Origin of the sequence: Ochrobactrum sp. Marseille-Q0166 (genome assembly GCF_014397025.1) — a bacterium.
Lineage (GTDB): Bacteria > Pseudomonadota > Alphaproteobacteria > Rhizobiales > Rhizobiaceae > Brucella.
On record NZ_JACJUO010000002.1, the window covers coordinates 1,252,789 to 1,275,354 of the forward strand.

A 22,566-nucleotide genomic window follows, 5' to 3' on the forward strand; every position below is an offset into this window, starting at 1 on the left:
TTCAATGAAGTATCAGAATATCCTCTCGGCATTTGCTGCCGAGCCTTGGGCAATTGCGCCTGAAAAACTCGAAGCGATGACCGCCTTCCTTCTATTTAAGGCAGAAGGAGGTTGCTTTTCGCCAGATGAGGTTGCGGCCCGTATCAGCAACAAGCGCGCGAGTGAACTCGCAAAGACCGAAGGCGCTACAGCGGTAATCCCTGTTTATGGTGTACTTGCGCAGCGCATGGATCTCATGTCTGAGATCAGTGGCGGCGTGTCATACCAGTCTTTGAAACGAAGCATTCATGAAGCGTTGGCCAACGACGATGTGAAAGCCGTTATTCTGGATATTGATAGCCCTGGCGGGGCTGTCCCGGGAACAGACGAGCTCGCTTCTGAAATCCGCGCCCTTCGCGGCGGTGACAAGCCAATCATTGCACAGGTCAACAGTTTGGCGGCAAGTGCCGCGTACTGGATTGCATCTGCGGCTGACGAGATTGTTGTCACGCCTTCCGGCCGGGCTGGCTCTATTGGCGTTTATACATCGCATGATGATGTATCTGCATATCTCGAAAAGAATGGTGTGAAGCGCACGTATATTTCAGCGGGCAAATACAAGGTCGAAGGCAACGAAGTTGAGCCTTTGGGTGAGGATGCCCGACAATTTATTCAGGATCGCGTTGATTATTCTTATCGTCGTTTTGTTGAGGCGGTGGCGGAGGGTCGCGGCGTCACAAAGGCTAAAGTAGAAGACGGCTTCGGCCAAGGCCGCGTGTTTTTCGCACAGGAACTTATTGATCGTGGAATGGCTGACCGGATCGCCACGCTAGACGAAACGCTGGCGCGGTATGGTTCCGATGCAACACCTCAGCCGGTTCGTCGCATCAAGGCTGCAAACACGGCGCGTGCGCAGGATGCTGACACCCTGATCGCGAAGATCCGTGCTGGTGACGAAGTTTCAAAACGTGAATTCGAGAACGGCCTCAAGGGGCTTGTTGGCTGTTCCAATTCAGAGGCAGAGCGGGCCGCTCGGCTCTACCTCAAGTCTGATCAGGGGGAACCTGATGTCGATGCGGATGCTGCTGTTTCGGCGGCGCTAGATCAGCTCATCGCTGAAACAAAATCGTTCAAAATTTAACATCAGGAGGGCTTTATGCCTGAATTTAATATTGCTGAAAAGATTGGCGAACTTGGCCAGTCGATTGCTGCCATCAAAGAACAGGTTGGTAATCTGGGTTCGGAATACACTGCAAAGCTGGAACAGGCCGGCGCGGTTTCGACGGACCTTAAGGACAAGACCGATAAGGCGCTATCGCAGCTTGGTGAAGCCACTACTCGTATCAGTGAACTTGAAAAGCGCGCTGCTCGCGAAAAGGAAGTCGAAACCGCTGGCTTTAAGGGCCTCGGCGACTACCTGGTCGAATCCGAGAAGTTCCTCGCCATGGACAAGGGCGGTCGTGGTTCCGTTCGAGTGAAGGCAGAGCGCGCGGATATCACTTCTGCCAACACAACTGTCGGTGCCGGTCGTTCGGATACAACGTCGCTTGTGTCGGGTCATCGCGTTCCAGGCATCATTGCACCGCCTAACCGCACCTTCACGATCCGTGATCTGCTTGCACAGGGTGAAACCTCGAGCAACAGCATCGAATACGTGAAGGAAACTGGGTTCACGAACAACGCCGCTCCGGTGGCGGAAGCGCCAACTACGCCGAAGCCGAAGTCGGATATCACATTCGATCTTGAAACGACGCCTGTTCGCACGATCGCCCATATCTTTAAGGCTTCCCGCCAGATCATGGACGACGCGCCAGCACTTGCTTCGTATATCAATGCACGGGGCACGTACGGACTTAAGTTCGTTGAAGAAAATCAGCTTCTCAACGGTGACGGCACTGGTCAGAACCTGAACGGTCTTCTCCCGCAGGCTACTGCCTTTGCTCCAGCGTTTACGCCAGCATCCGCAAACGGCATTGATCGTCTGCGCCTCGCAGTGCTGCAAGTCATTCTTGCTGAATATCCAGCGACCGGCTTTGTTCTCAATCCTACTGATTGGGCCAAGCTGGAACTGACGAAGGATGGCGAAGGTCGTTACATCATCGGCAACGCTCAGGGCTCGACCGCTCCGACCCTCTGGAATCTTCCAGTTGTTCAGACGCAGGCCATGGCAGTCAATGAGTTCCTGACTGGAGCATTCAATCTTGCCGCTCAGATCTTCGACCGCCAGGATGTTGAAGTTCTGCTGTCGAGCGAGAACGAAGACGACTTCGTCAAGAACATGCTGACGATCCGCGTGGAAGAGCGTCTTGCTCTTGCTGTTTATCGTCCTGAAGCCTTTGTTAAGGGCGATGTCGAGGAATAATAGCGGCTGGGAGGCTTCGGCCTCCCTCCCTTTTGGGAGGGTTTAATGGCGCTATTAGAGCTTGAAGCAGTCAAACGTCACTTACGCGTCTTTCATGATGACGAAGACAGCCAGATTGAAATCTACACGGCTGCTGCGGAATCTATCGTTACGGAATATCTCGACCGAGAAGTCGTTGCTACTGGCGTAACTCCTGCTTTGCCTGATGGCATAGTAGTGAACCCGGCCATTACCGCGGCGATTTTACTGGTCGCAGCCGACCTGTACGAGAACAGAGAGCCTGATATGAGCGCGCAAAGCGAGGTTGTATTGCCTCGACACGTTCGCGCGCTGTTGGCTCCGTGGCGTGTTTGGCGATCAATCCCAGATGAGGATTAAAGAATGCAACCAAAGAATTACAGAACCGACGGCGGTGACACGCTCGTCATCGGCGGCACTCTGAAAGTTGAAGCCGGTGCAACGGTTGAAGGCCTTGAGGGCAGCGGCGGCGGTTCGACCGCATGGGCCGATATTACGGGAAAGCCGACGACTTTTGCGCCGACGATTGGTGCAACAGCCTCTACTGCCGCCGCTGGCAACCACAACCACGCAGTGACAGCTGACGCTGGGAGTAGTCTTGCAGCAGCTGCAAATATTCAGGCTGCCTTTGTGGCGCTGTCGGCGCGCGTTAAGGCGCTCGAAGACGCCGCCGGCTAATGCCTTGGATTAGGTTCTTCGAAGACTTCGATTGGAAGCCGCTCCCGCAAATCACCATCGCTTATAAGGCTGGATGGTCCGGCCCTGTTACTACACCTTGCGCAAATTCTGCCGTCGCAATCAATAAGGCTGTGCGGCTGAAAACTCCCAAAAAGGGCGAGAAGGATGGCGACACGTAAAGGAGCCGGTGCGCTCAATAACATCGTGGTCTTTCAGCAGCGCGAAGCGGTGAGGGACGAAGGCGGGGGCACGAGCCAGGATTGGGTAGACAAGTTCGAAACTGCCGCTCGTTTACAACCCCGACTTGGTTCTGAAACCGACATTGCGGCCCGCACGCAGGGCATCCAGCCTTATACGCTCGTTGTAAGAAGCGAACCGCGAACAAGGGGCGTCACGCCGTCTTGGCGGGCCAGAAACAAGCGAACCGGAGTCCTTTACGAGATCCAGTCATGTGCGAACCCGGACGAAGTTAATCAGTACATCGAAATGCGCGCTGTTGTGCAGGGCGGTGGTTGATGGCTATCGGCGCTCGTGTTTTGGGGCTTGCTAAACTCGAACAGAAATTCAAGCGCTTGCCGAAAATCGCTCGCGACATGGTTCGCGGTGCTATGGAGCAGGGCGCCGACGATATCGTCGACATGATGAAGCGACTCGCACCAGTCGACGACGGGAAGCTCCGTGACAGCATTGGATGGCGGTGGGGAAAGAAGGCTCCCAGAGGCAGCGATGCAATCGCAACAATGGAAACTGGCCTTGCAGCTGACTGGACGATAACGATCTATGCTGGCAACAAAGAAGCTTTCTACGCTCGATGGGTCGAGTTCGGTACGCAAGCTAGTATGTCTGTCGCACCGCGCGTGGATCGCAGATATAAATCTGGTAAGGTAATGACGCAAGGTAAGGCCGCTCATGCTGCTACCCCTGCTCAACCATTCTTCTACGTGACGTGGCGCGCAAAAGACAAAGAAACAAAACGCCGTATTCGTCGAGCCATCACCAAAGCAGCGAAAACAGTAGCCGCAGGAGGCTGATGGATGGACCCTGTATGGGAACTTCAAACCGCGATCTATGCGCGGTTATCGCAGAATGCTGCGCTGACCTCGCTAATCGGCGCGGACAGGGTCTATGACAATCCTCCCGCCGACCCTAATGGCAATATACCGGCCGCAACTTATCCGTATGTTTCATTCGGCAGCGCTTCGTCTTCTGATGACAGTGCCGATTGCGTCGATGCGGTCGACGTTACGTTCCAAATTAATTGCTGGTCGTCTCTGCCAAGCCAGAAACAGGTTAGGCAAATCGCTGACGCCGTCACCAAGGCACTTAGACGATGGGAGCCGCCGTTCGCGGTGAACGCTCTCGTCACCTTCGATTATTGGCGGACTGACTACATCCGCGCTCCCGGCATCAATCAGGTTTCGATCCAATACACGGCCATCATCGAGACGCCGTAGTTCGCGCCGCAACCACCCCCAAAACACGAGGACCAATATGGCCCAAGCTACGACGATCAAGTCGGGCAAGATCCGCGTCTTGCTCGGCAATGACGCCACCCCGACAGTTTACTCCGCACCTTGCGGTTTTACACAGCGATCAATCACTATCACCAAGGGCCTCGAAGAGGTCAATGTTCCCGACTGCACCGATCCTGATAAGGTCGATTGGGTTGGTCGCGACGCAACCAGCCTTTCGATGAGTGTAAGCGGCGAGGGTGTTCTTGCTGCTGAAAGTGTGGATACATGGCTAGATGCTGTTGATAGCATTGATTCAGTGCCGGTGAAGATTGAATGGGAATTCCCTTTGAAGACGATCACATGGACTGGGTCGATGCATGTCGAAAGCATGGAAGTTGGTGCAACCAACGGCCAGCGTGCCACGAACAACGTCAGCCTACAGTCTGACGGCGTTATGGTTCGCGTGGCTACACCATAATGAGCCGGGACGCATCGATCGAGCTAACCTGGGCAGATGATGATTACAAATTCCGCCTTGGGTGGAGCGAACTTGAAGCACTTCAGGAGGCCTGCAACGCGGGCCCCTGGGTTATTCTTGAGCGCTTGATTTCGAAACAGTGTAACGTTGGTGATATTTCACATGTCATCAGGCAGGGGCTTATCGGCGGCGATATGAAGCCGACTGATGCAACAAAGCTCGTGCAACGTTATGTTGAAAGCCGTCCTCCTGCCGAAAACCTTTTGTTTGCCATCGCGATCCTGCAAGCTGGCATTCAAGGCGTACCGGAGGAGCCAGTGGGGGAGCAGGGAGCGGCAAGTCAGAGCAAATCGACAGTCTCCCCAACGGAAAGATCAGATTTGCCGCCATCTACGGAAACGGAGCTGCAATAGGCTTTAGTCCGCAAGACGTTGGTAAAATGTCTATGTGGAAGTACATGGCTGCACTTGATGGTTACATCAAGGCGAATACCCCAGACGAGCCAGGTAAGCTTTCAGAATCCGAAAAAGACGATCTTTGGGATTGGATTAAGGCTGGGTGATGCTGGTGACTAGCTATTGCAACCGTAATGGGTACGCCACATCAAGTTTAACCCCGAAGTGTCCGTCGCCGCGACGACCTCTTACCCATCCTCCTACAATGACTGCGTCTACTGACGCGGATCTTCCGTTTAGGATGTTGTGAAAATCAGATGTTTCGTCCCGAGGAATATAACCTACGGGGCGTCCATCTATATCCACACGGATAGCTCGCTTATCGTATTCATTAGTAGGTTCAGGGATTAGCTGAGCTGTGCAGTAATATTCAGCAGATTCGTCGCTTCGTCCAGCGATGGCTTCAAGCGCATGCTGATAGTTAGATTCTCCGACAACATTAAAGTCATAATCACCGTCGCCTGAAACTATAATCTGACCCGAAAGTGCGGGTAGCCCGTCGTCGTGTTTAGTGCTTTTTGCTAAACCCCACACAATTCCAATTAAAACGCCGACGCCAACTAAAAACCAAAGCATAATATCCCCCGACTATGTGATGCATTAGACTTGCAAAAACAATTTGGGGTTGTCCAGTTTTTATTCTGGAATCTCTATTTCTTGTCGGAAAGGTAGTCTTCGATAAATTGCTCGTAGATAGACTTTTCCATATTGCCCGACTCAACCGCATTTTGCGTTGCAAGGCCAGCAAGTAGAAGCTGCCGTATAGCCTCGCCTCGCGACCTTATCCTGTGCGCGAAAGACCAGTCATCAACAGCCTCCAACTCTGAAGGCGTGAGCATAACTGCAATGCGCTGATCTTTAAGCTCTTTTGTCATGCCGATTTAATAACCCAAGTTTACAACTTGGGCAAGTTTGTTGACATGTCCAATTCTTCATGGCAACTTGTGCAAGTGTGAATGTTGCACAAGTTGCGGTGAGGCTGTTGGTAGCAGTCCTCACCGCTGGCCCCAGAAGGATTAAAAAATGACCAGAGCCGAAACAATTGATACCAGAAGATTGATCTCTGTCGCAGACCTAAATACCGAAATTGACAAAGAGCCGCGTGTTGTTGACGTGCGTCTCGGCGAGGCTCTAGGCTTTGCTAGACCGCGTAAAATACGAGAAATTATCGAAAGAAACCTCGAAGAAATAGAGGTGTATGGCTCTAGCGCCCCACGGCGGGGCGCTTATCGCGGCAATGCTTTTACAGAGTATTATTTGAATGAACCACAGGCGCTACTGATTTGCATGTTTGCGAGGACAGTTGCAGCCGCAGCAGTTCGCAAGGCTCTGATCGACGTATTTATGGAATACCGACTTGGACGAATCGAAAAGCCAGTCAAGGTGCAGGCGCACAATCGCCGCACATCTACGAAGATTGATGACGCGCTTCGTCTCAAGCAGAACGTCGACCGGCTAGAGAGGGTTGCAGCTTCCTTGCAGCAACCCGAACTAAAGCCCCAAAATGTGTGCGCCATGATAATCGACGGCGAACCAGTCTGGGTTGATGTAAACAAATATGATGGAGATGGACGTGCCGTTGTGATTGAGCACGACGGTCGCATGCGTATTCAATCAGTCGAGCGCGAAACGATAAATCTTAAACCGTTTGGAGAGCGCACAGCGCTCGGTCCGCGATTCCGATCACCATATGGCGGCACTTGCCGAAACTCTGTTGCGGTCGTCGGTATGGTGATTGAGAATCGAAGCGACCAATCTTCAATCGTGCATCACGGCAAAACAATCGATCACGAAGCAATACGTAAGCCGAAAGCGCCTTACCGTGATCGTATCATTCCGTTGTTAGGGACTGGCCTTTCAAAGCGGCAAATAGCTGAGAAGGTTGGATGCAGCGTTCATGGCGTAGATTACTGGCAACGGCGCGTTAGTGCCGTGTAGGCAGTTTGCCGGTTTTGAGAAAATCAACGCAATCTTGAATTCTTTTTGACGCTAGGCGCTTGTCGCTTGGCGTCTCATCTGGTGGGCCGTTCTGCGCAATTGAATGACAATTGGCAGCGAATTGCTGTCGTTCAACTTTTTGCCCATTCCAAAAATAGTAGCCAACGAACGCGATAATCGCGATGCAGGCTGCACCAATCAATAATTTCATCAGCTTCCCCAAGCTCGCATTCGTGCGGGCTTTTTTCTTATCAGGACATCGTTGACCATGGCAAGAACCGACCTTGAAAGTCTGGTTGTTCAGCTTTCTGCTGACTTCAAGTCGTTTGAAAAAAGCTTGGCGCGCGCCAACGATGTTTCTAATCGCCAATTTAATGCGATTGAACGACGCGCCCGCCAGATGAACAAGAATTTGGATAGTATTTTCACGCGCTCGTTTAGCGGCCTCACGGCACCGCTCGCCGGAATCGGCGCTGCACTGGGTGTCGATCAGCTTCGCAAGATGACTGATACGTGGACGGATATGACGTCCCGCGTTAATCTTGCAGCAGGTTCTATCGATAAGGGTACTGAGGTTATGGGCCGTCTCGGAGAGATGGCTCGGCGTACCTATTTGGATTTTTCGCAGACTGCTGAGAGTTACCTATCGAATGCTACAGCACTGAAAGAACTTGGTTACAACACCGATGAATCTCTGAACTACACCGAAGCGTTGAACAACGCTCTCGTCGTGTCAGGCGCTAAGGGTGATCGAGCTAAACGAGTTATCGATGCTCTTGCCAAAGCTATGGCTCTTGGAAAGCTTCAAGGCGACAACCTCAACACAGTGATTGATTCTGGCGGTCGTGCTGCTAAAGCATTAGCCGCAGGCCTTGGAACAACCGTTGGCGGGCTGCGCAAGCTCGGCGCAGAAGGTAAAATCACAGGTCAAGACATTGTTCGCGGATTGTCGAGCCAGATGGAGAAGCTGCGGCAAGAAGCATCTGACATGCCTGCTACCATCGGCGACGGCTTCACTCTACTGAATAATGCTCTGTTGCAATACGTTGGCAATGCCGACAGTGCTGCTGGTGTCTCGGCCAAGATTTCTGAAGCACTGGTCATAATTGCTGACAACTTCGACAAGGTTGCTGACAATGGATTAAGGCTTGCAGGAGTTATCGCTGGCGCCTTGGTTGGTAGATCGCTTCTTGGCATGATCCGTACACTTGGACTTGGAATAACGGCTCTTGGTCAATTTAGAAAAGCACTTGCCGCTGCTCAGACGATGGGCGGCTTGGCCACTGCTTTTGGTGGCCTTGGCGCAGCTGCTGGCCCAGTAGGCATGATTATTGGCGGCGCAGTTGTCTCATCGCTCATTCTCTACAATAACACCGTGGGCAAGGCCAGTGAGGCGTCAGAAGTTTATGCTGCGGCCCTAAAAGAAGTTCAGGACGCTGCAAAAAACACAGGCGATGCAGTCGAAGAGGCGGGCGGAAAAGTCGCCCGCGGACTCCCTGAGAAGCTTGAGGGCGGTATCGCTTTTTCGTTGGAAGAAATAGCACAAGCCACTCAAACCGTTACAGATCAGTTCGATAATCTTCGAAATGTTAGTTTTGAAGGCGTCCCGCAAGATGAAGTCGATAAGGTGAGATCACTTGGCGAACAGTTCCGTTCAGGTGCAATTACAGCGCAAAAGTTAGCATCAGAGCTTGACGGCATCACACGCGCAAACCCTGCCTGGGAATCTCTCACAAGTTCCGTGGAGCTTTTCGTTGGTAAGCTGGTTGAAGCAGAGAAAGCCGCTCGCTTATTACAGGCAAGGCTGGCGGACACGCGTGCCGATATGGGGCGCTCTGCCAAAGATGACGTTATCAAAGTCGATTTAAACGAGATTGCTGCGGGAACTTACGAGAAAGAAGCTCTTCGCCGGGCTGCACTTGGTAAAAGCCAACTCACACTTGAAAACGAGATTGCCAAGGTTCGCAATGATGCCCTCAAAGAAGGTATTACGCTAACAGAAAAGCAGATCGAGACGATTGCTAAGGCTAATATCGCAGGTGATGCGGCACGGTCAGCCGAAGGCAAGAAGCCGAAGAAGGAGAAGAAGGAAAAAGAAACGCCAGAGGAAAAATTCTCTAAAGGCGACCTTCAGTCCATCACGGATCGCACTGCCGCACTTGTCGCTGAAACCGAGGCTTTGCGTCAGCTTAATCCTTTGATTGACGACTATGGCTTCGCTGCTGAAATGGCTCGAACTGAGCAAGAGCTTCTTAATGCTGCTCAGAAGGCCGGTATCGAGCTTACACCAGCCCTCAAGGAAGAAATCAGGCAAACTGCTGAACAGTGGTCACTAGCAACCGTTGAGGCGAATAAGCTTGCAGAGGCTCAAGGCGAACTTCGTCAAAAGGCGGAAGAATGGCGCGATGCTGAGAAGGATGCATTGGGTGGCCTCGTTTCTGATCTTGCTGCTGGGAAGAATATGGCCGACGCCCTTGCCGATGCGCTCCAGAAGGTTCTCGATAAGCTGTTAAGCTTCGCATTCGATGGCTTGTTTGATGGCATTTTCGGTAAAACGGGCTCAATCTTTGGCGGTCTATTCCGTAAGGACGGTGGCCCTGTCAAAGCTGCAACTGGTGGCTTGATCCGTGGCCCCGGTGGCCCGCGTACAGACAGTATTCCAGCAATGCTCTCGGATGGCGAATACGTCATTAATGCCAAGGCTACAAAGCAGAACCGCGCGCTGCTTGAGGCAATCAACAGTGGACGATCACTAGCGCTTGCTGGTGGCGGTATGGCTTCGCTTCGTGCTCCAACCATGCCGGTTTTGCAGGCGCCGCAGCGCCAGGGCGTTATGGACAGAACAAGAATTGATATTGGCGTTAGCGTAGATGAGAAGGGCAATCTTCTCGCTAAAGTCAAAGACATAGCGAAGGCGGAAAGCAAGAAGGAAGTTGGGAGGTATGACAAGAGCGGTGCATATCGCTTTAAGCGGGATAGCCGTGAGGCATCAAGACGAGGTTATCGTCTGAGAGTTCAACCCAAAGAGGTAAATATGAAACTGTTTTTTGTTACGAACGATCCGTCAGGCGATGATGATGGCGAGTTCAACTTTGCCGCAGCACCTCAGAACGTTTCAGCTTTCCTCACTTATGAGGATGCAGTTGAGGAAGCAGAGTTTAACGCCCGTTCATATCCGGGAACTAAATTCGTAATCCATGAGGCTAAAGCGCTCGCATCGTTTGAATGCGAAGCTTTACCTGTCAAAAAGACTGATCTGTAAATCGCTTGAAACATAGAATTTAGAAATTAGGCATCCTCAGCGGTGCTTTTTTTATTGGGGTTTTCATGATCGACCTTCCTTCAAATATCCGCTTTGCACCTTCTTATCCGCAGCTGACTATTCCTGTCAGTCAGACAAAATTCGGCGGTCGGGTAATCTCGACCGTTGAATATGCTGATCGGTATCGCACCGTGGACATGGAAACGCTGCCGATGAAGGCAAGTGAGGCCGTACAGCTTCAAGCCTTCATTGCAGCGGCGCAGGGTGGCATGGAAACGATAGTTTACCGTCCAAAGCATATCTGCATCCCTCGTGCATACTGGGGCGATCCTGATAATGCGCACATCACTGGCACCGGATCACGCGGCACTGTGACGGGCGGATACACGGTTCAATTAACCGGAGTTGCTCCCGGCTTGCAGCTTATGGACGGTGATATGTTCTCGCTCAAGAGCGGCGACTATCGCCAGTTCTTGCAGGTCGCCTATGGCGGAGGCGCTACAGCTGTCGGCACGACAATAACCGTTAAGGTCGATCAGCCAATTGCGTCTTATATCGCGACCGGAGCAACGGTGCGGTTCAAGCAGCCGGAGATGAACACGCGTCTGGTGAAAGACAGCTTTCAAATGACAAAAGGCCCACGGCCTACAGCATCTTTCCAACTGATTGAGGTGCCGAAGTAGCTCGTGTTGGTTCATTCTCATTAAACTTAAATGGAACAACAATTGGACCCGATATGGAAGTTTTATATGGCTCGCATCTTTTGATTGCTCGTATCGCGAATACACCAACGATGTAGTTGATCAAATTTCCTGATTTTACGACTTTCGCATCAGTGACCGTACCGTCAGAGTTTAATTGAAATTCAATCGTTGCCTCACCTGATTGCTTGATTGGCATAATAACACATCTTCTAATCTGCTGAGCCAAAGACCATGCCTCATCACGGCCTGGCTGTCCGCTTGCAAGTGCTGCATTTGCACCTATGCAGATCATGAAGACGATCAGACAAGATATGAGCTTCATTGGATATCCTCTGTTAAACTCGATTTCTGCAACATAGTCGTTTGTCATAGAAAGAATATAGCAACTATGGCTTTCCCAACTCGTCTACAGCAATTGCTGGAAGAGGGGCGCATTGTTGTGCGCTCCCTTGGTGATTTCCACTTCGGAACCGGCTTCTGGTACATGTGGAATGGATCGTCGGAACTGGTCTGGAACGGCAATACCTATATTCCGAACCAGCTTATTGCGATTGAAGAGCCGCCTTACCAGATGGGCGCGGAGGCTTTGCCAATCACCATAACTATGCCGACAGCGGCGGATTACGGTGTGACGCCGGATAAACTCGCTGAGATTGAAAGCGTTGATTACAAAGGCCGCACGGTCATTCTGTATGATGCTTACTTCGATCCTGATACGCGTGAACTACTTCACGTCGAGCCGATGTATCGCGGATATATCGATACAATTGATCATGTGATTGACGATGGCGAAATGGTGCTGAAAGCAAACATTGAAACGTCAGCACTGGAAAACCACCGTGACGGTTACCGCACCGCCTCGCACGAAGATCAGCAGCTTATCTCACCCGGCGACAAGTTCTTTGAATATGCCTCAACCGTGAAGCGCGAAAACTTCTACATCACGCCTTATCAATAAGCCTATTCATCAGGATATATCGTCAATGAAAGCTGCTCTGACTGCACACGAAGGTCATGTGCTGGTGTGTCTGCGTAATTGGACACAACGGCGCGTAATTGATCCATCGCTTTTTTCAGAAGAAGCTCTTCGATCTGCGAAAGCGTTAAATCGTCGTGGGATTGTATCCGCAGATCAATTGAAATGCCTTGATGTACTGCCACGTCACCGGCTTCGTCGGGTAGGTTGAATTCGACTTTCCCGCCAATAATGCCGCTTTCAATATCGAATTTGGTAATGTCTTTGATAATGAATTCCATCGATGCGGCTCCACTTCGCATGAGTGCGATGGCAGATAAGCACACCCTTTCCAACTAAGGCAACAGATATGCACCAGCAATGGGAAAAACGCCTCGTGGCAGTCACGGAGGCGCACATAAACACGCCTTTGGTTTGGGGGAAGTCTGATTGTCTCCTGACCACCTGTGACGCGATAGAAGCCATGACTGGCGTTGATCCGGCTGCGGATATTCGTGGCAAATACAAGAGCACGGCCGGAGCTTATCGTCTGATTAAACAGCGTGGCTATGACAGCTTGGGTGCTGTTCTGGCTGATCGATTTGCCGAAATCCCGGTTGCAATGGCGGGGCGCGGCGATGTTGGCATTTACCAGAACACGGTCGGCTACTTCTGTGAATATGGCTTCGCTGTGAAAGGCGAGGACGGGTTGCGTTTCCTGCCACGCACGATGGCTGAGCGAGCTTTCAAGGTTTCCTGATGATTTACATTCTGGTGGCATTCTTCGCGCTTCTGGCCTCGCCAGCGGTGGCGGACCCTGTTTCTATTGTGACGGGCATTGTCGGCCTTGGTTCATGGCTGTTCGGCGGTACGGTTCTTGCGAATATCGTGCTGGGTGGACTTCTGGTTGCGGCTAAATACGCCCTGACTTCAATCTTCCAACAGACGCCGAAGTCATCCGCATCGGCTACGGAAACCAAGTACGGCGAAAACCTCGTGCGTGAGGTCGGGCTCGGTATCTTTGGCACCATGGGCCATCACGTCTACCGAAACGCGTTCGACAAGGGCAATCATATTGTCCAGGACGTGTTCAAGCTGTCTGACTTTCGCTGTCTTGAACTGCTGCGCTTTCAGATGGATGGTGAATGGAAATCACTGTCTCCCGATCAGCAGGGCGACGAAGGCCGCATCTATGGGCAGCGTATCCTTGGTGTAGAAAACGGCGGTCAGTGCTTCGTGCGCTTCTATCACGGTACGCTAGACCAGACTGCCGGTCCTGCTTTTATTGCTTTCGCCAATCCTCCAGGCCGCTGGGCTTCTGCGCATCGCGGCGCCGGCCTTTGCTATGCAATCGTCACGACTATAACAGACGTAGACAATCTCACATCTGTTCCGAACCTCATGTTCGAGGTGCGTGGCGCACCGCTTTACGATCCTCGCAAGGATAGCTCGGTCGGCGGTTCTGGCTCGCATCGCTGGAACGATCAAAGCACATGGGAATTCAGCAACAACAACGCCGTCATGATGTATAATCTTGAACGCGGCTTGTTTAACGGCGCTGAAAAGATTGTAGGGCGAGGCGTGGCAGCAAGTCGTCTGCCTTTGTCTGAATGGTTCACCGCAATGAATATCTGCGATGAAACCATGCCAGACGGCAGCAAGCGCTACACAGCTGCATTGATCGCTTCCTCTGGCGATGGCGTAACGCACGAAACCAATATGACACCGTTACGCGAAGCGTGTGCCGGGTCATGGATTGAAGGTGTAACAGGCGAATACCCGCTCGTTGGTGCAAATCAGGCTATTGTTGCGACGATCACCGATGATGACATTGCATGGGAAAAGTCGTTTCAGGTTTCGTTTTCACGTACCCGTACAGAATTGGTGAACACAGTTGCGGCTTCCTATGTCAGCCCCGATTTGTTCTATGAGACGACTTCACTCACCACGCGTATTGATGCAGTGGCTCTGGCTGAAGATCGGGAGCGTCTGGCGTCAAAAGTTGATTATACCGCTGTCACCGACCCTCGTGTGGGCGACCGGCTGGCAGACATTGCAATCCGTGCATCGCGCTATCAGCCGAATGGCGGCTTCACGATACGTCCGAAGTTTCTTTCACTTCAGGTCGGGCAATGGGTGCAGTGGGTTTCTGCCCGTTACAATCGCACAATCAGGATGCAGATCCATTCCAAGTCTCTTGGAGCGATGGGGAGTGACAGCGTTCGCGATGTCTCTATCTCTTGGCAGGAGGTCGGTGATGGCATCTTTGATCCGACTGCTTATGAAACCAATCCGCCTGTCTTAGTCCCAAATGGACAGCCAGATTATCAGTCGCAACTTGTCAACTTCAATGCAGTGCCGAACAAGGTCATTGGCGATGACGGTCAGGAACACCCCGGCATTCGTTTGTTTTGGGATGAAATCACTGACACGACAGTCGAAGGCGTAGAAATCCAGTATTGGCCGGAGAATGACCCGGACCAGATATTCACGGCCTACGTGCCGCGTGATGTGACTGTTTTCCAGATCGTCAACGGCCTTACCAGTTTGTCAGATTGGTGGGTTCGCACTCGGTTACGCGTAGCCGCTGGCACGCGTCCGGTTTCTTGGTCCACAGCTATTAAGGTCCGAACACTGAATGCACAGAGTGAGCAGAACCCGATCGATTACAGTGGGCTTGCTGAGGATTTGAAAGGCTATTTGGGATGGATCGGTCCCCAGTTACGCGAAATCATTCGTCAGGCAGAAGAACTCGCAACGCTGACTTCCGACAATCACAACTCGACCCATTCAAATATCCAAACCCTTAGCAGGAAACTGACCAGCACTTTCAACAATGCAAAGGCACAATGGGAAGAAGAGATCCTCGTTGCAACTGGCCCAAACAGTGCGATTGGTCAGCAACTAACCCTTATAAACGCGCAGCTGTGGGACAGCACTGGCGCCAGTATTACCCAACTTTTACAGGCACGTGTTGATGGTGTTGAGGATGAGATTGAGGCCCAGACAAATGCAATCACCAGTTTGACGGCGGTCGTCAATAATGTCAGCGCGAATGCGACATTCCGCATGGCAACGTCTGTCGCACCGTCTGGCTGGAACTCTCGTATTGGTATGCAGGTTGAGGGCGGGACGGTCGGCGACTGGAAAAGTGCAGGGCTGTTTCTTGATGCCAATGCATCGGGCGCTCGGATAGCCATGATTGCAGAGCAGATCGTTTTCACGAATGGCGAAGATTACTTCAAACCCTTCGTGATCCAAGACGGTGTGATGTATGGCGATGCCTTTGTTATGGATTGGGCAAAAATCCATAATGTTGAAATCACATGGGCGCAGATTGGTACGGCTGTTGTCGATAATCTGATCGTCGGAACGAGCAACCTCGACTTCAACGCCGTCACGCGTTCCTATTCCAATTCTGGTTCCGCCTCGGCTGCGGGTGCTTTCGTCACATTGAACACGACAAGTGGCCAGGGAAATACAGCTCTCATAGATTGTCAATTTACCACTTCCTTCACGACGACTGGCGGTAGCAATACCGTTACGATCAGACTGGAAAACCTAACCACAAACACTGTGCTTCGTTCATTCACTCAACAGTATGGGAATGGGGGACAGTCCTTTAACGGAAACTCAATGGCTATCGATAGCTCTGCCGTGGTTGGTCAAAATGTCTACAGACTAATGTTTGTATGGAATGGCACAGGAACCGGCAGCATTAACGCATCGGGCGCTTTGAAAGCCCTGATCTGGAACCGCTAATCATCAAAATTCAATCATTCGCACCGCATGAATACGCGGGGAGGTAACTCATGGCTGTATTGCCTGATTATGTCAGTGGCACCATTACACTCGCCAATGGCTCAACAAATGTGACCGGATCAGGGACGGCGTTTCAACTCGCAGCTTTCAAGTCTGGTGACACACTTCAAATCCAGAACCTGACCGCTGTCATTGCGAGTGTCAACAGTGATACATCGCTGACACTGACCTCGCCGTGGACAGGAACAACGCTGACCAACGCAGTCTACCGCGCTCGCTATCTGCCAGACGGTGCGCGTGTGACTGCGCAGACAACCACACTGATTGAACTTTTGGGCAACGGCAATCTTCAATCCATCGCGGGTCTGACAGGTGCCGCCGACAAAGGAATTTATTTCACTGGTGCCGGAACGGTTGATACGTTTAATCTGACTTCATACGCAAGGACGTTGCTAGGAAGGTCGTCCGGCTCTCAGGTCTATAGTGATTTGGGAACTGTTCCAGAAGCGCAAATTCCCGAAAGAATTAGAGCCGCTCAAACAAACGCTGTTACCGATTGTAATTCTGTGCAGTCTAGTGGATGGTCTTACGCTGGAGGAACTGCGCTAAATAAACCAACATCAAATGTTGGTATGTTGTTAACTTTGTTTCAGATTTCCGGTTACGGAACACAAATTTTCTTCGATCGTTCAAATGGTGCGGACACATACAGAAGGGTGTGCAATAATAATGTTTGGACGAATTGGTTACGTTTATCAGCAAACGACTTCACGCAAGGATTTAACGGTGATAACGGTTGGTGTCGATTACCTAACGATTTAATAATCCAATGGGGTAGACCTATAGTAACCTTAAACACTGGTAGTGCCGGAACAATAGTTTTACCGACTACTTTTCCTAACAATCACTTTACACATGTATTATCAAACGGTGATTGGGGCGTTGCAAACGCTAGAGCAGGAACATTTGTGACATTTAGCAAAGCAAACAATAATATAGGTTTTGCATGTAACGGGGTTCCTGCAAATGGAACTGTGAGAGTGAATTTTTGGGCGGTAGGAAATTAACATGACAAATTTTGCGATATTTGATGAGCATGGGTTTCCTGAAGCCTTCTTTTCCGAGGAGATCCTCGGATACAAAGAAATCGTAATCTCGGAAACGCCGATTTATGGTGAGAAGCCGGAAGCAACTGAAGATGATCCTCATCCGGTTGCACCTGTTATTGGTTTTACTCCCGTAATGGGTCCAAATCCCGATTGTCGAATTCCTGAAAACGCCATCCGTCTGACAGACGAGCAGTGGTTAGAATTCATCAACAACGCCGGTTTGCGCAAGTGGAATGGTAGCGAGGTGGTTGTTTACGATCCGCCGCAAGTTGATCCCATTACAATCCTTCCAGCCGTCACCCTCTGGGAGCGTATGACGGAAGCTGAGGCCAAACAAGTGGCGGAAGCGATGGCGACGCAGCCTTTCCGCACGCGTAAGATATTTGAGACAGCCGCAACATTCCGATCAGACCATGAGCTTTGGCCGCTTCTAGATCAGATAGCAAACGAGCTTTTTGGCGCAGAGAGAGCGGCTGAACTGCTGGCACCATAAGCCATCCACAATTGATCTAGTCGACCGCGCCGCCTTATGAGGCGGTCTTCATGCGCGCCTATCCCCGTCACGCTGGCGCAGGGTAATGTGGTGGGGTGACAGTACTAATAATCTGAGGCCCTGCATTACGGGCCTTTTCTTTTGCCGGAAGGAAAGCTCCGAGACACGACGCATCAATGCGGCGGGGCTTTCGCTTAGCTAATTCAAGGACAATCAAATGAACAAAACAACGTTCTTCGCGTATGCGAGGCGCGCGCCTTTTGGCGGCCGTTTGAGCCAGGCTCAGGTTGATGGCACATCGGCTATCTTGGCCGAAGCCGAGCGCCGTAATTTGCCCGACGAGCAAATCTCTTATATTCTGGCGACCGTCTTTCATGAGACCGGCGGCAAGATGCAGCCTGTTGTCGAGAATCTGAATTACACAAGTGCGGCCCAAATTCGGAAAACATGGCCGAAGCGCTTTTCGTCCATCGCAGCAGCCCAGCCTTATGTTAAGAACCCGCAAGCCCTTGCTAACAAGGTCTACGGCGGTCGCATGGGGAACAACGATGTCAACGACGGCTGGACCTATCGCGGACGTGGTCTGCCTCAGATCACCGGCAAGGATAATTACAAGAAATTCGGCATTGCTGATGCACCTGAGAAAGCGCTGGAGCTAGCCACGGCAATCCGCATCCTCTTTGAAGGCATGGTGTTGGGCAAGTTCACCGGCCGCAAACTGAGTGACTATTTTGGCGATGGCAAAGCAGATCCAGAAGGCGCGCGAGTCATCGTCAACGGAACCGATAAGGCCACGCTTATCGCTGGGTATTATCGCAACTTCCTCGACAGTCTGACCGCTGCGCGCGAAATGAAAGCCGCTGCTCCTGATGACGCCAAGCCAGACGACGTGCCTTTGCTCAAGGACAAGACGGTGCAGACCATTGTTGCAGCCGGCGGCGGTACGTTTGTGACCGGCCTTATTGGTGCGGTTTCAAATCCGTGGGCATTTCTGACTGTAGCCTTAATCGTGGTGGCATTGGGTGGCGGCTTTTGGCTCTGGCATACAGGCAGGCTGGAACTGAAGAGGGTGGCGGCGTGAAAATCGTAATTGAATACGACGCTGAAGCGCAGACTGCAGAAGTCGCAATTGATGGGAAGGTACAGCGTTGGACCCATGCGAGGCTAACTCTAGCGCAAGACATCACCGAAACACGCGACGGGTATCTGATCCGCCGCGAATGCGACGGCTCTAAGTCCTTGCTTCTTACAGGAGAGCAGACATGACCTTCCTCTTAGCCCTCCGCTCCAAACTGACAGGCTATGCCGTTGCTCTTAGCGCGGCGCTGGCCGTCCTTGTCAGCGCGTATCTGAAAGGCCGGTCTGACAGCAGAACAGCGCAGACCGCACGAGACGCGCAATCGGCAACCAAAGCACGGAAGATAGAAAATGAAGTCAGCCGTCTTGATGACAGCGCTGTTGACGCTCGGCTTGCTAAGTGGATGCGCGACAAGCGGTAATTACTGCGACGTGGCGCGGGCGATCTATGCCAGCCACAACGACACATCAGAAACCAAGCGCCAGATCCTGGCCGAGAATGAGAAAATAGAAAAGCTGTGCGGGGTACGGCCTTGAGGAATGCTGCAATGAACGAACTGATGGGTAAAACGAAATGACTGGAGCCGAAATTATGGGGGCTGTCGGCTTTATGGTGATGCTGTTCGGCGCAATCGGTGGTTTTTGGTATCGCTTAAACGGTGGCATAGACAAAAATAGAGCCGACCTTGCAGCCCACAAGCTTCACGTCGCTGAAACTTATGTGACAAAGGCAGGCATGTCTGAGCAAACAGCGCAGATCATGAAGGCAATCGACGGCGTTGGCTCCAAGATCGATCGAACAAATGATCGGCTGGATACCTTCATGCAGCCTAAGACAACGCGGGCGAGGGGGTAGGGCAGTAACCCGACAGGAATTAATGAGTTCGCGTAATGGATCAACATTAGCTAAGTAAAACATCGTGCGGCGACTTCCCGCCAGATCAAAAAAACAAGCTATTGTTTCATCTCGTGTGGATCGTGGTACTTCTCACTAATGTTGTTTACGCGCCCTCTTCTTTTTTGCCACTGGAGGAACAATAGTTTCTTCATATTCCATCCGAGCTTTCCTGAGGCGCAAGGTCTTTGCAATTCGAGCATCTGTCTCGACCTTCTGAATGGAACGTGCAGTACGATCTATTCTTTCCGCGATCGACTCTCTAACAGATGAGGTTGGCTTAAATAGTGTCTCTTTTGTGTAGGTTGGTTGCATTTCAATGGACATAAAAGAATTCCTTTTTAAATAAAAAAGGTTAGGTCATTGCCTGACCTCTAAAGCAAACTTCTTTCAACAGTGCCAGTACATCCGTGGTCAAAGGAAAGAAGGATAATATTTATGCAGCCTGGAGGTTGCCAGCCGACATCCTGCCCGACTTGCTGTCGCGTTCCAGATCGTAGCCGATTTTCTGGCCTTCGATGAGTTCGCGCATTCCGGCGCGCTCGACAGCAGATATGTGAACAAACGCATGGAGGCCGCCATTATCAGGCTGAATAAAGCCGAATCCCTTGGTGGAATCGAACCATTTAACTGTGCCAGTGCTCATAATGAACCCTTTCTTAGCAATAAAGATAGCAGCACGCATTTGCGTGACGCAAATTGATAACGATTTTTAAAAGGGGGTTCGTTCAGGGCGCGTTGCTAAACGCGCAATAAGCAAAACACATCAAGAAAATATCGATAAATAATGAATAAAGATTTATTTTGTTTTTGTCAAATTATATTTATTTTTGTTATTAAGGTGACAATCGTAGTTAGATTTTTTACATGTATTTATTCTTTAATTATTTTAAAAATTGCGAAAGAATATCTTTGGAAAGTCGGGTAGCTGCGGTATTTGCCACTCAGAGAATTAGGGACTTGCTGCCGTTATTTCGTCGACACACTTGACGCCCCTTTCACTTCCACCACAATGAAAATTGTGTAAATGTCTCTTGACATGTTGTCTCGAGACCCTTTCCATCCTTCGCGTCGGACAACCAATCCGACTCTGCCGCCAAGCAGAACAAAACCAACACGAGGAGACTGTATGTGTGAACAGGCACAGGGCGCGGGTGCGCGCGCAAATACGGGTGGTAACGCCTTTCCTTCACCAGACTGGAACGGCGACTGGAAAGGTCCAGAGGCCAGCCATGGCATGACGCTGCGTGATCATTTTGCTGGGCAAGCACTTCCGGCGCTAATCGAAAACGCCGATCTTTCTATTCTTGACAAGATAGCCAAGGTGCGCAGCGTCTCTATTATGCAGGTTTTTGGCATCATAGCCTGCGAATACGCCGACGCCATGATTGCTGCCAGAGGACACTAAATGCTCTCAAAACAAGAACTATCCCGCCGTGTTGCTGCGTATCAGCAGCACGGCACTATAACAAAGGCCGCTGCGGCTTGTGGCGTCAAGAAGTCTGCTTTTCACGACAGCATCAAACGCGCGGCTGAGCTTGGCTTGATGGGCCCGAAAGAAACGCTGCCGGGCTATGCAATCAAAAGCCTGACCGAGACGCCTAACGGCACATACATGCGCCAGACGAAAGAGGCTGGCCCTGTTTATGAGGCGACTGCCGGTCTGGCGGTGAAAGGCAAGACGACTCTCGTAAACAGCGAAGGTCGGATCGTTACGCAGCACATCATAGAGCGTGCGGACGCCGACCAACTGCGAGCCGCAATCACGGCCATGGTTGAAGCGCTTAAAGAGGATTTGCCCCGTGTTTCGATCATGCCGGCACCGAAGGGATGTCGCGAGGATCTGTTGAATCAGTTCACAATCACTGACAACCATTTCGGAATGATGTCGTGGCGCGAAGAGACTGGCAGCGATTACGATCTGCGGATTGCCGAGCAGCTATTGCTGGATTGGTTCTCTGCCGCTGTAGCGCAAGCGCCTGACGCTCACACCGCAATTCTGGCGCAGCTCGGCGACCTTATGCATCACGATGCGCTTGAAAGCGTCACGCCCGCCCACAAGCATGTCCTGGACGCCGACAGCAGGCTTCAAAAAGTCATTCGTATTGTGATCCGCACAATCAGGCGCATCATTGATATGCTGTTGCAGAAGCACGAGCGCGTTCATGTCGTGATGGCTTCGGGCAATCACGACCCGGCCTCATCTGCATGGCTGCGCGAAATGCTGGCCGTTATGTATGAAAACGAGCCGCGCATCACTGTCGATAATTCACCGTCACTCTATTACGCATTCGAGTGGGGCAGCACGATGCTTGCCTATCATCACGGGCACAAGCGAGGTGTCGCAAATATCGAGGGCACGATTGCTGGCATGTTCCGTGGGATGTTTGGACGTTCGCTACAAGCTTATGTGCATATCGGACACAGACACAGCGACGACGCAAGAAAAGGTACTCTGATGTACGTCGAGCAGCATGAAACGCTGGCGGCACCAGACGCTTATGCAGCTGGCGGCGGCTGGCTGTCGGGCAGATCAGCGAAGCGGATTACCTACAGCAAGCAATTCGGCGAAGTCGGCCGCGACATTCTTCGGCCCGAGATGGTCGCAGGAAAATATCAGGCTGCGAATGACAATGCGGCAAGCGAGAGGAGGGTGGCTTGAGAAAAATTGTACGATGGATTCTGACTAGGGCGGCCAATCTTACTCCGAACGTTACCTATTATGCGAAGTCATGGCCCATGCGAATAAATAACCAATTGGCTGAAGTCGCATCGCAACGTGGAGGCAAGTCAACTCCGATGACCGTTGCAGCGATCTCATTATGCTGCGCGATGCATGAAAGTCTTCGCGTCGGTGATGAGGCCACTATAGATCTGACAGGCGTTACAACGGGCGGATTAGACGTGGGAAGCTTCACTGTAACTCTGAAACGGGTCGCCGCTTAAC

The 22,566-nt window shown here is 51.6% G+C and carries 31 protein-coding genes; 24 read left to right on the top strand and 7 right to left on the bottom strand.

The window, feature by feature from the left end:
• The first annotated feature begins 4 nt into the window (after positions 1 to 4).
• The 10 genes from sppA to H5024_RS21550 all read left to right on the top strand — a co-directional run bounded on the left by sppA (position 5) and on the right by H5024_RS21550 (position 5,531).
• Complete coding sequence (gene sppA, locus H5024_RS17130) at positions 5 to 1,120, top strand: signal peptide peptidase SppA (protein WP_187548305.1); 1,116 nt, start codon at positions 5 to 7, stop codon at positions 1,118 to 1,120.
• 15 nt (positions 1,121 to 1,135) lie between these two features.
• The gene (locus tag H5024_RS17135; protein ID WP_187548306.1) at positions 1,136 to 2,341 is read left to right on the top strand and encodes a phage major capsid protein; all 1,206 of its coding nucleotides are present in this window, start codon (positions 1,136 to 1,138) and stop codon (positions 2,339 to 2,341) included.
• A 45-nt stretch (positions 2,342 to 2,386) separates the two neighbouring features.
• The gene (locus tag H5024_RS17140) at positions 2,387 to 2,719 is read left to right on the top strand and encodes a head-tail connector protein (protein WP_187548307.1); all 333 of its coding nucleotides are present in this window, start codon (positions 2,387 to 2,389) and stop codon (positions 2,717 to 2,719) included.
• A 3-nt stretch (positions 2,720 to 2,722) separates the two neighbouring features.
• Complete coding sequence (locus H5024_RS17145) at positions 2,723 to 3,037, top strand: hypothetical protein (RefSeq protein WP_187548308.1); 315 nt, start codon at positions 2,723 to 2,725, stop codon at positions 3,035 to 3,037.
• A 165-nt stretch (positions 3,038 to 3,202) separates the two neighbouring features.
• Positions 3,203 to 3,553 carry a head-tail adaptor protein gene (locus tag H5024_RS17150; RefSeq protein ID WP_187548309.1) on the top strand — a complete coding sequence of 117 codons (351 nt, stop codon included), beginning with the start codon at positions 3,203 to 3,205 and terminating at the stop codon, positions 3,551 to 3,553.
• Positions 3,553 to 4,068, top strand: a complete 516-nt coding sequence (locus tag H5024_RS17155) for an HK97-gp10 family putative phage morphogenesis protein (RefSeq protein ID WP_187548310.1) — start codon at positions 3,553 to 3,555, stop codon at positions 4,066 to 4,068. The genes H5024_RS17150 and H5024_RS17155 overlap by 1 nt, the downstream gene beginning before the upstream one ends.
• Before the next feature lie 3 nt (positions 4,069 to 4,071).
• Complete coding sequence (locus H5024_RS17160) at positions 4,072 to 4,491, top strand: DUF3168 domain-containing protein (RefSeq protein ID WP_187548311.1); 420 nt, start codon at positions 4,072 to 4,074, stop codon at positions 4,489 to 4,491.
• A gap of 37 nt (positions 4,492 to 4,528) precedes the next feature.
• A complete protein-coding gene (locus tag H5024_RS17165) occupies positions 4,529 to 4,969 on the top strand; it encodes a phage tail tube protein (protein WP_187548312.1) in 441 nt (146 codons plus the stop codon).
• Positions 4,969 to 5,382 carry a gene transfer agent family protein gene (locus H5024_RS17170; protein ID WP_187548313.1) on the top strand — a complete coding sequence of 138 codons (414 nt, stop codon included), beginning with the start codon at positions 4,969 to 4,971 and terminating at the stop codon, positions 5,380 to 5,382. The genes H5024_RS17165 and H5024_RS17170 overlap by 1 nt, the downstream gene beginning before the upstream one ends.
• A gap of 26 nt (positions 5,383 to 5,408) precedes the next feature.
• A complete protein-coding gene (locus H5024_RS21550) occupies positions 5,409 to 5,531 on the top strand; it encodes a hypothetical protein (RefSeq protein WP_282186073.1) in 123 nt (40 codons plus the stop codon).
• Between the two features lie 13 nt (positions 5,532 to 5,544).
• On the opposite strand, the gene H5024_RS17175 is transcribed toward H5024_RS21550, so the two are convergent.
• Both H5024_RS17175 and H5024_RS17180 read right to left on the bottom strand, forming a co-directional pair.
• Positions 5,545 to 6,000 carry an HIRAN domain-containing protein gene (locus H5024_RS17175; RefSeq protein ID WP_187548314.1) on the bottom strand — a complete coding sequence of 152 codons (456 nt, stop codon included), beginning with the start codon at positions 5,998 to 6,000 and terminating at the stop codon, positions 5,545 to 5,547.
• 74 nt (positions 6,001 to 6,074) lie between these two features.
• Complete coding sequence (locus tag H5024_RS17180; RefSeq protein ID WP_187548315.1) at positions 6,075 to 6,299, bottom strand: hypothetical protein; 225 nt, start codon at positions 6,297 to 6,299, stop codon at positions 6,075 to 6,077.
• Positions 6,300 to 6,447: 148 nt separating this feature from the next.
• Between H5024_RS17180 and H5024_RS17185 the strand changes: the two genes are divergently transcribed.
• A complete protein-coding gene (locus H5024_RS17185) occupies positions 6,448 to 7,362 on the top strand; it encodes a hypothetical protein (protein WP_187548316.1) in 915 nt (304 codons plus the stop codon).
• Here the strand turns inward: H5024_RS17185 and H5024_RS17190 are convergent.
• On the bottom strand, positions 7,349 to 7,573 hold the full coding sequence (locus H5024_RS17190; protein ID WP_187548317.1) for a hypothetical protein: 225 nt from the start codon (positions 7,571 to 7,573) through the stop codon (positions 7,349 to 7,351). The two genes, H5024_RS17185 and H5024_RS17190, sit on opposite strands and share 14 nt — an antisense overlap.
• A 57-nt stretch (positions 7,574 to 7,630) precedes the next feature.
• On the opposite strand from H5024_RS17190, the gene H5024_RS17195 reads away from it, so the two are divergent.
• A complete protein-coding gene (locus H5024_RS17195) occupies positions 7,631 to 10,624 on the top strand; it encodes a tape measure protein (RefSeq protein WP_187548318.1) in 2,994 nt (997 codons plus the stop codon).
• 65 nt (positions 10,625 to 10,689) lie between these two features.
• Positions 10,690 to 11,307 carry a hypothetical protein gene (locus tag H5024_RS17200; RefSeq protein WP_187548319.1) on the top strand — a complete coding sequence of 206 codons (618 nt, stop codon included), beginning with the start codon at positions 10,690 to 10,692 and terminating at the stop codon, positions 11,305 to 11,307.
• Here H5024_RS17200 and H5024_RS17205 read toward each other — a convergent pair.
• Positions 11,270 to 11,650, bottom strand: coding sequence for an energy transducer TonB (locus tag H5024_RS17205; protein ID WP_187548320.1), 381 nt, complete (start codon positions 11,648 to 11,650; stop codon positions 11,270 to 11,272). The two genes, H5024_RS17200 and H5024_RS17205, sit on opposite strands and share 38 nt — an antisense overlap.
• A gap of 66 nt (positions 11,651 to 11,716) precedes the next feature.
• Here H5024_RS17205 and H5024_RS17210 point away from each other — a divergent pair, with 66 nt between their 5' ends.
• Positions 11,717 to 12,286, top strand: a complete 570-nt coding sequence (locus tag H5024_RS17210; protein WP_187548321.1) for a hypothetical protein — start codon at positions 11,717 to 11,719, stop codon at positions 12,284 to 12,286.
• Positions 12,287 to 12,288: 2 nt separating this feature from the next.
• Here the strand turns inward: H5024_RS17210 and H5024_RS17215 are convergent, their stop codons facing one another.
• Positions 12,289 to 12,585, bottom strand: a complete 297-nt coding sequence (locus tag H5024_RS17215; RefSeq protein WP_187545051.1) for a hypothetical protein — start codon at positions 12,583 to 12,585, stop codon at positions 12,289 to 12,291.
• Positions 12,586 to 12,653: 68 nt separating this feature from the next.
• On the opposite strand from H5024_RS17215, the gene H5024_RS17220 reads away from it, so the two are divergent.
• The 8 genes from H5024_RS17220 to H5024_RS17255 all read left to right on the top strand — a co-directional run bounded on the left by H5024_RS17220 (position 12,654) and on the right by H5024_RS17255 (position 19,580).
• On the top strand, positions 12,654 to 13,043 hold the full coding sequence (locus tag H5024_RS17220; protein ID WP_187545049.1) for a hypothetical protein: 390 nt from the start codon (positions 12,654 to 12,656) through the stop codon (positions 13,041 to 13,043).
• Complete coding sequence (locus H5024_RS17225; RefSeq protein ID WP_187548322.1) at positions 13,043 to 16,045, top strand: phage tail protein; 3,003 nt, start codon at positions 13,043 to 13,045, stop codon at positions 16,043 to 16,045. The genes H5024_RS17220 and H5024_RS17225 overlap by 1 nt, the downstream gene beginning before the upstream one ends.
• A gap of 50 nt (positions 16,046 to 16,095) precedes the next feature.
• Positions 16,096 to 17,112, top strand: coding sequence for a pyocin knob domain-containing protein (locus H5024_RS17230; protein WP_187548323.1), 1,017 nt, complete (start codon positions 16,096 to 16,098; stop codon positions 17,110 to 17,112).
• A gap of 1 nt (position 17,113) precedes the next feature.
• Positions 17,114 to 17,647, top strand: coding sequence for a hypothetical protein (locus H5024_RS21340; RefSeq protein ID WP_247875325.1), 534 nt, complete (start codon positions 17,114 to 17,116; stop codon positions 17,645 to 17,647).
• A 217-nt stretch (positions 17,648 to 17,864) separates the two neighbouring features.
• A complete protein-coding gene (locus tag H5024_RS17240; protein ID WP_187548324.1) occupies positions 17,865 to 18,728 on the top strand; it encodes a chitinase in 864 nt (287 codons plus the stop codon).
• The gene (locus tag H5024_RS17245) at positions 18,725 to 18,913 is read left to right on the top strand and encodes a hypothetical protein (protein WP_187548325.1); all 189 of its coding nucleotides are present in this window, start codon (positions 18,725 to 18,727) and stop codon (positions 18,911 to 18,913) included. The genes H5024_RS17240 and H5024_RS17245 overlap by 4 nt, the downstream gene beginning before the upstream one ends.
• Positions 18,910 to 19,146, top strand: coding sequence for a hypothetical protein (locus tag H5024_RS17250; RefSeq protein ID WP_187548326.1), 237 nt, complete (start codon positions 18,910 to 18,912; stop codon positions 19,144 to 19,146). Before H5024_RS17245 ends, H5024_RS17250 begins: the two co-directional genes overlap by 4 nt.
• 152 nt (positions 19,147 to 19,298) lie before the next feature.
• Entirely contained in the window at positions 19,299 to 19,580 is a 282-nt protein-coding gene (locus tag H5024_RS17255) for a hypothetical protein (RefSeq protein WP_187548327.1), read from the top strand.
• A 135-nt stretch (positions 19,581 to 19,715) separates the two neighbouring features.
• Here the strand turns inward: H5024_RS17255 and H5024_RS17260 are convergent, their stop codons facing one another.
• Positions 19,716 to 19,946 (bottom strand): hypothetical protein, encoded by a 231-nt coding sequence (locus H5024_RS17260; RefSeq protein WP_187548705.1) that lies wholly within the window; start codon positions 19,944 to 19,946, stop codon positions 19,716 to 19,718.
• Positions 19,947 to 20,055: 109 nt separating this feature from the next.
• Positions 20,056 to 20,265, bottom strand: a complete 210-nt coding sequence (locus H5024_RS17265) for a cold-shock protein (protein WP_187548328.1) — start codon at positions 20,263 to 20,265, stop codon at positions 20,056 to 20,058.
• Positions 20,266 to 20,748: 483 nt separating this feature from the next.
• Between H5024_RS17265 and H5024_RS17270 the strand changes: the two genes are divergently transcribed.
• Together H5024_RS17270 and H5024_RS17275 are read left to right on the top strand one after the other, a co-directional pair.
• The gene (locus tag H5024_RS17270; RefSeq protein WP_187548329.1) at positions 20,749 to 21,027 is read left to right on the top strand and encodes a hypothetical protein; all 279 of its coding nucleotides are present in this window, start codon (positions 20,749 to 20,751) and stop codon (positions 21,025 to 21,027) included.
• Positions 21,028 to 22,281 (top strand): oxidoreductase, encoded by a 1,254-nt coding sequence (locus H5024_RS17275; RefSeq protein WP_187548330.1) that lies wholly within the window; start codon positions 21,028 to 21,030, stop codon positions 22,279 to 22,281. It begins immediately after the preceding gene.
• The last annotated feature ends 285 nt before the right edge of the window (positions 22,282 to 22,566 follow it).

What these genes read in the sequence shown, in the direction of transcription:
- sppA (WP_187548305.1), top strand. Translation starts at nt 5, where the DNA reads ATGAAGTATCAGAATATCCTCTCGGCATTTGCTGCCGAGCCTTGGGCA.
- H5024_RS17135 (WP_187548306.1), top strand. Translation starts at nt 1,136, where the DNA reads ATGCCTGAATTTAATATTGCTGAAAAGATTGGCGAACTTGGCCAGTCG.
- H5024_RS17140 (WP_187548307.1), top strand. Translation starts at nt 2,387, where the DNA reads ATGGCGCTATTAGAGCTTGAAGCAGTCAAACGTCACTTACGCGTCTTT.
- H5024_RS17145 (WP_187548308.1), top strand. Translation starts at nt 2,723, where the DNA reads ATGCAACCAAAGAATTACAGAACCGACGGCGGTGACACGCTCGTCATC.
- H5024_RS17150 (WP_187548309.1), top strand. Translation starts at nt 3,203, where the DNA reads ATGGCGACACGTAAAGGAGCCGGTGCGCTCAATAACATCGTGGTCTTT.
- H5024_RS17155 (WP_187548310.1), top strand. Translation starts at nt 3,553, where the DNA reads ATGGCTATCGGCGCTCGTGTTTTGGGGCTTGCTAAACTCGAACAGAAA.
- H5024_RS17160 (WP_187548311.1), top strand. Translation starts at nt 4,072, where the DNA reads ATGGACCCTGTATGGGAACTTCAAACCGCGATCTATGCGCGGTTATCG.
- H5024_RS17165 (WP_187548312.1), top strand. Translation starts at nt 4,529, where the DNA reads ATGGCCCAAGCTACGACGATCAAGTCGGGCAAGATCCGCGTCTTGCTC.
- H5024_RS17170 (WP_187548313.1), top strand. Translation starts at nt 4,969, where the DNA reads ATGAGCCGGGACGCATCGATCGAGCTAACCTGGGCAGATGATGATTAC.
- H5024_RS21550 (WP_282186073.1), top strand. Translation starts at nt 5,409, where the DNA reads ATGTCTATGTGGAAGTACATGGCTGCACTTGATGGTTACATCAAGGCG.
- H5024_RS17175 (WP_187548314.1), bottom strand. Translation starts at nt 6,000, where the DNA reads ATGCTTTGGTTTTTAGTTGGCGTCGGCGTTTTAATTGGAATTGTGTGG.
- H5024_RS17180 (WP_187548315.1), bottom strand. Translation starts at nt 6,299, where the DNA reads ATGACAAAAGAGCTTAAAGATCAGCGCATTGCAGTTATGCTCACGCCT.
- H5024_RS17185 (WP_187548316.1), top strand. Translation starts at nt 6,448, where the DNA reads ATGACCAGAGCCGAAACAATTGATACCAGAAGATTGATCTCTGTCGCA.
- H5024_RS17190 (WP_187548317.1), bottom strand. Translation starts at nt 7,573, where the DNA reads ATGAAATTATTGATTGGTGCAGCCTGCATCGCGATTATCGCGTTCGTT.
- H5024_RS17195 (WP_187548318.1), top strand. Translation starts at nt 7,631, where the DNA reads ATGGCAAGAACCGACCTTGAAAGTCTGGTTGTTCAGCTTTCTGCTGAC.
- H5024_RS17200 (WP_187548319.1), top strand. Translation starts at nt 10,690, where the DNA reads ATGATCGACCTTCCTTCAAATATCCGCTTTGCACCTTCTTATCCGCAG.
- H5024_RS17205 (WP_187548320.1), bottom strand. Translation starts at nt 11,650, where the DNA reads ATGAAGCTCATATCTTGTCTGATCGTCTTCATGATCTGCATAGGTGCA.
- H5024_RS17210 (WP_187548321.1), top strand. Translation starts at nt 11,717, where the DNA reads ATGGCTTTCCCAACTCGTCTACAGCAATTGCTGGAAGAGGGGCGCATT.
- H5024_RS17215 (WP_187545051.1), bottom strand. Translation starts at nt 12,585, where the DNA reads ATGGAATTCATTATCAAAGACATTACCAAATTCGATATTGAAAGCGGC.
- H5024_RS17220 (WP_187545049.1), top strand. Translation starts at nt 12,654, where the DNA reads ATGCACCAGCAATGGGAAAAACGCCTCGTGGCAGTCACGGAGGCGCAC.
- H5024_RS17225 (WP_187548322.1), top strand. Translation starts at nt 13,043, where the DNA reads ATGATTTACATTCTGGTGGCATTCTTCGCGCTTCTGGCCTCGCCAGCG.
- H5024_RS17230 (WP_187548323.1), top strand. Translation starts at nt 16,096, where the DNA reads ATGGCTGTATTGCCTGATTATGTCAGTGGCACCATTACACTCGCCAAT.
- H5024_RS21340 (WP_247875325.1), top strand. Translation starts at nt 17,114, where the DNA reads ATGACAAATTTTGCGATATTTGATGAGCATGGGTTTCCTGAAGCCTTC.
- H5024_RS17240 (WP_187548324.1), top strand. Translation starts at nt 17,865, where the DNA reads ATGAACAAAACAACGTTCTTCGCGTATGCGAGGCGCGCGCCTTTTGGC.
- H5024_RS17250 (WP_187548326.1), top strand. Translation starts at nt 18,910, where the DNA reads ATGACCTTCCTCTTAGCCCTCCGCTCCAAACTGACAGGCTATGCCGTT.
- H5024_RS17255 (WP_187548327.1), top strand. Translation starts at nt 19,299, where the DNA reads ATGACTGGAGCCGAAATTATGGGGGCTGTCGGCTTTATGGTGATGCTG.
- H5024_RS17260 (WP_187548705.1), bottom strand. Translation starts at nt 19,946, where the DNA reads ATGTCCATTGAAATGCAACCAACCTACACAAAAGAGACACTATTTAAG.
- H5024_RS17265 (WP_187548328.1), bottom strand. Translation starts at nt 20,265, where the DNA reads ATGAGCACTGGCACAGTTAAATGGTTCGATTCCACCAAGGGATTCGGC.
- H5024_RS17270 (WP_187548329.1), top strand. Translation starts at nt 20,749, where the DNA reads ATGTGTGAACAGGCACAGGGCGCGGGTGCGCGCGCAAATACGGGTGGT.
- H5024_RS17275 (WP_187548330.1), top strand. Translation starts at nt 21,028, where the DNA reads ATGCTCTCAAAACAAGAACTATCCCGCCGTGTTGCTGCGTATCAGCAG.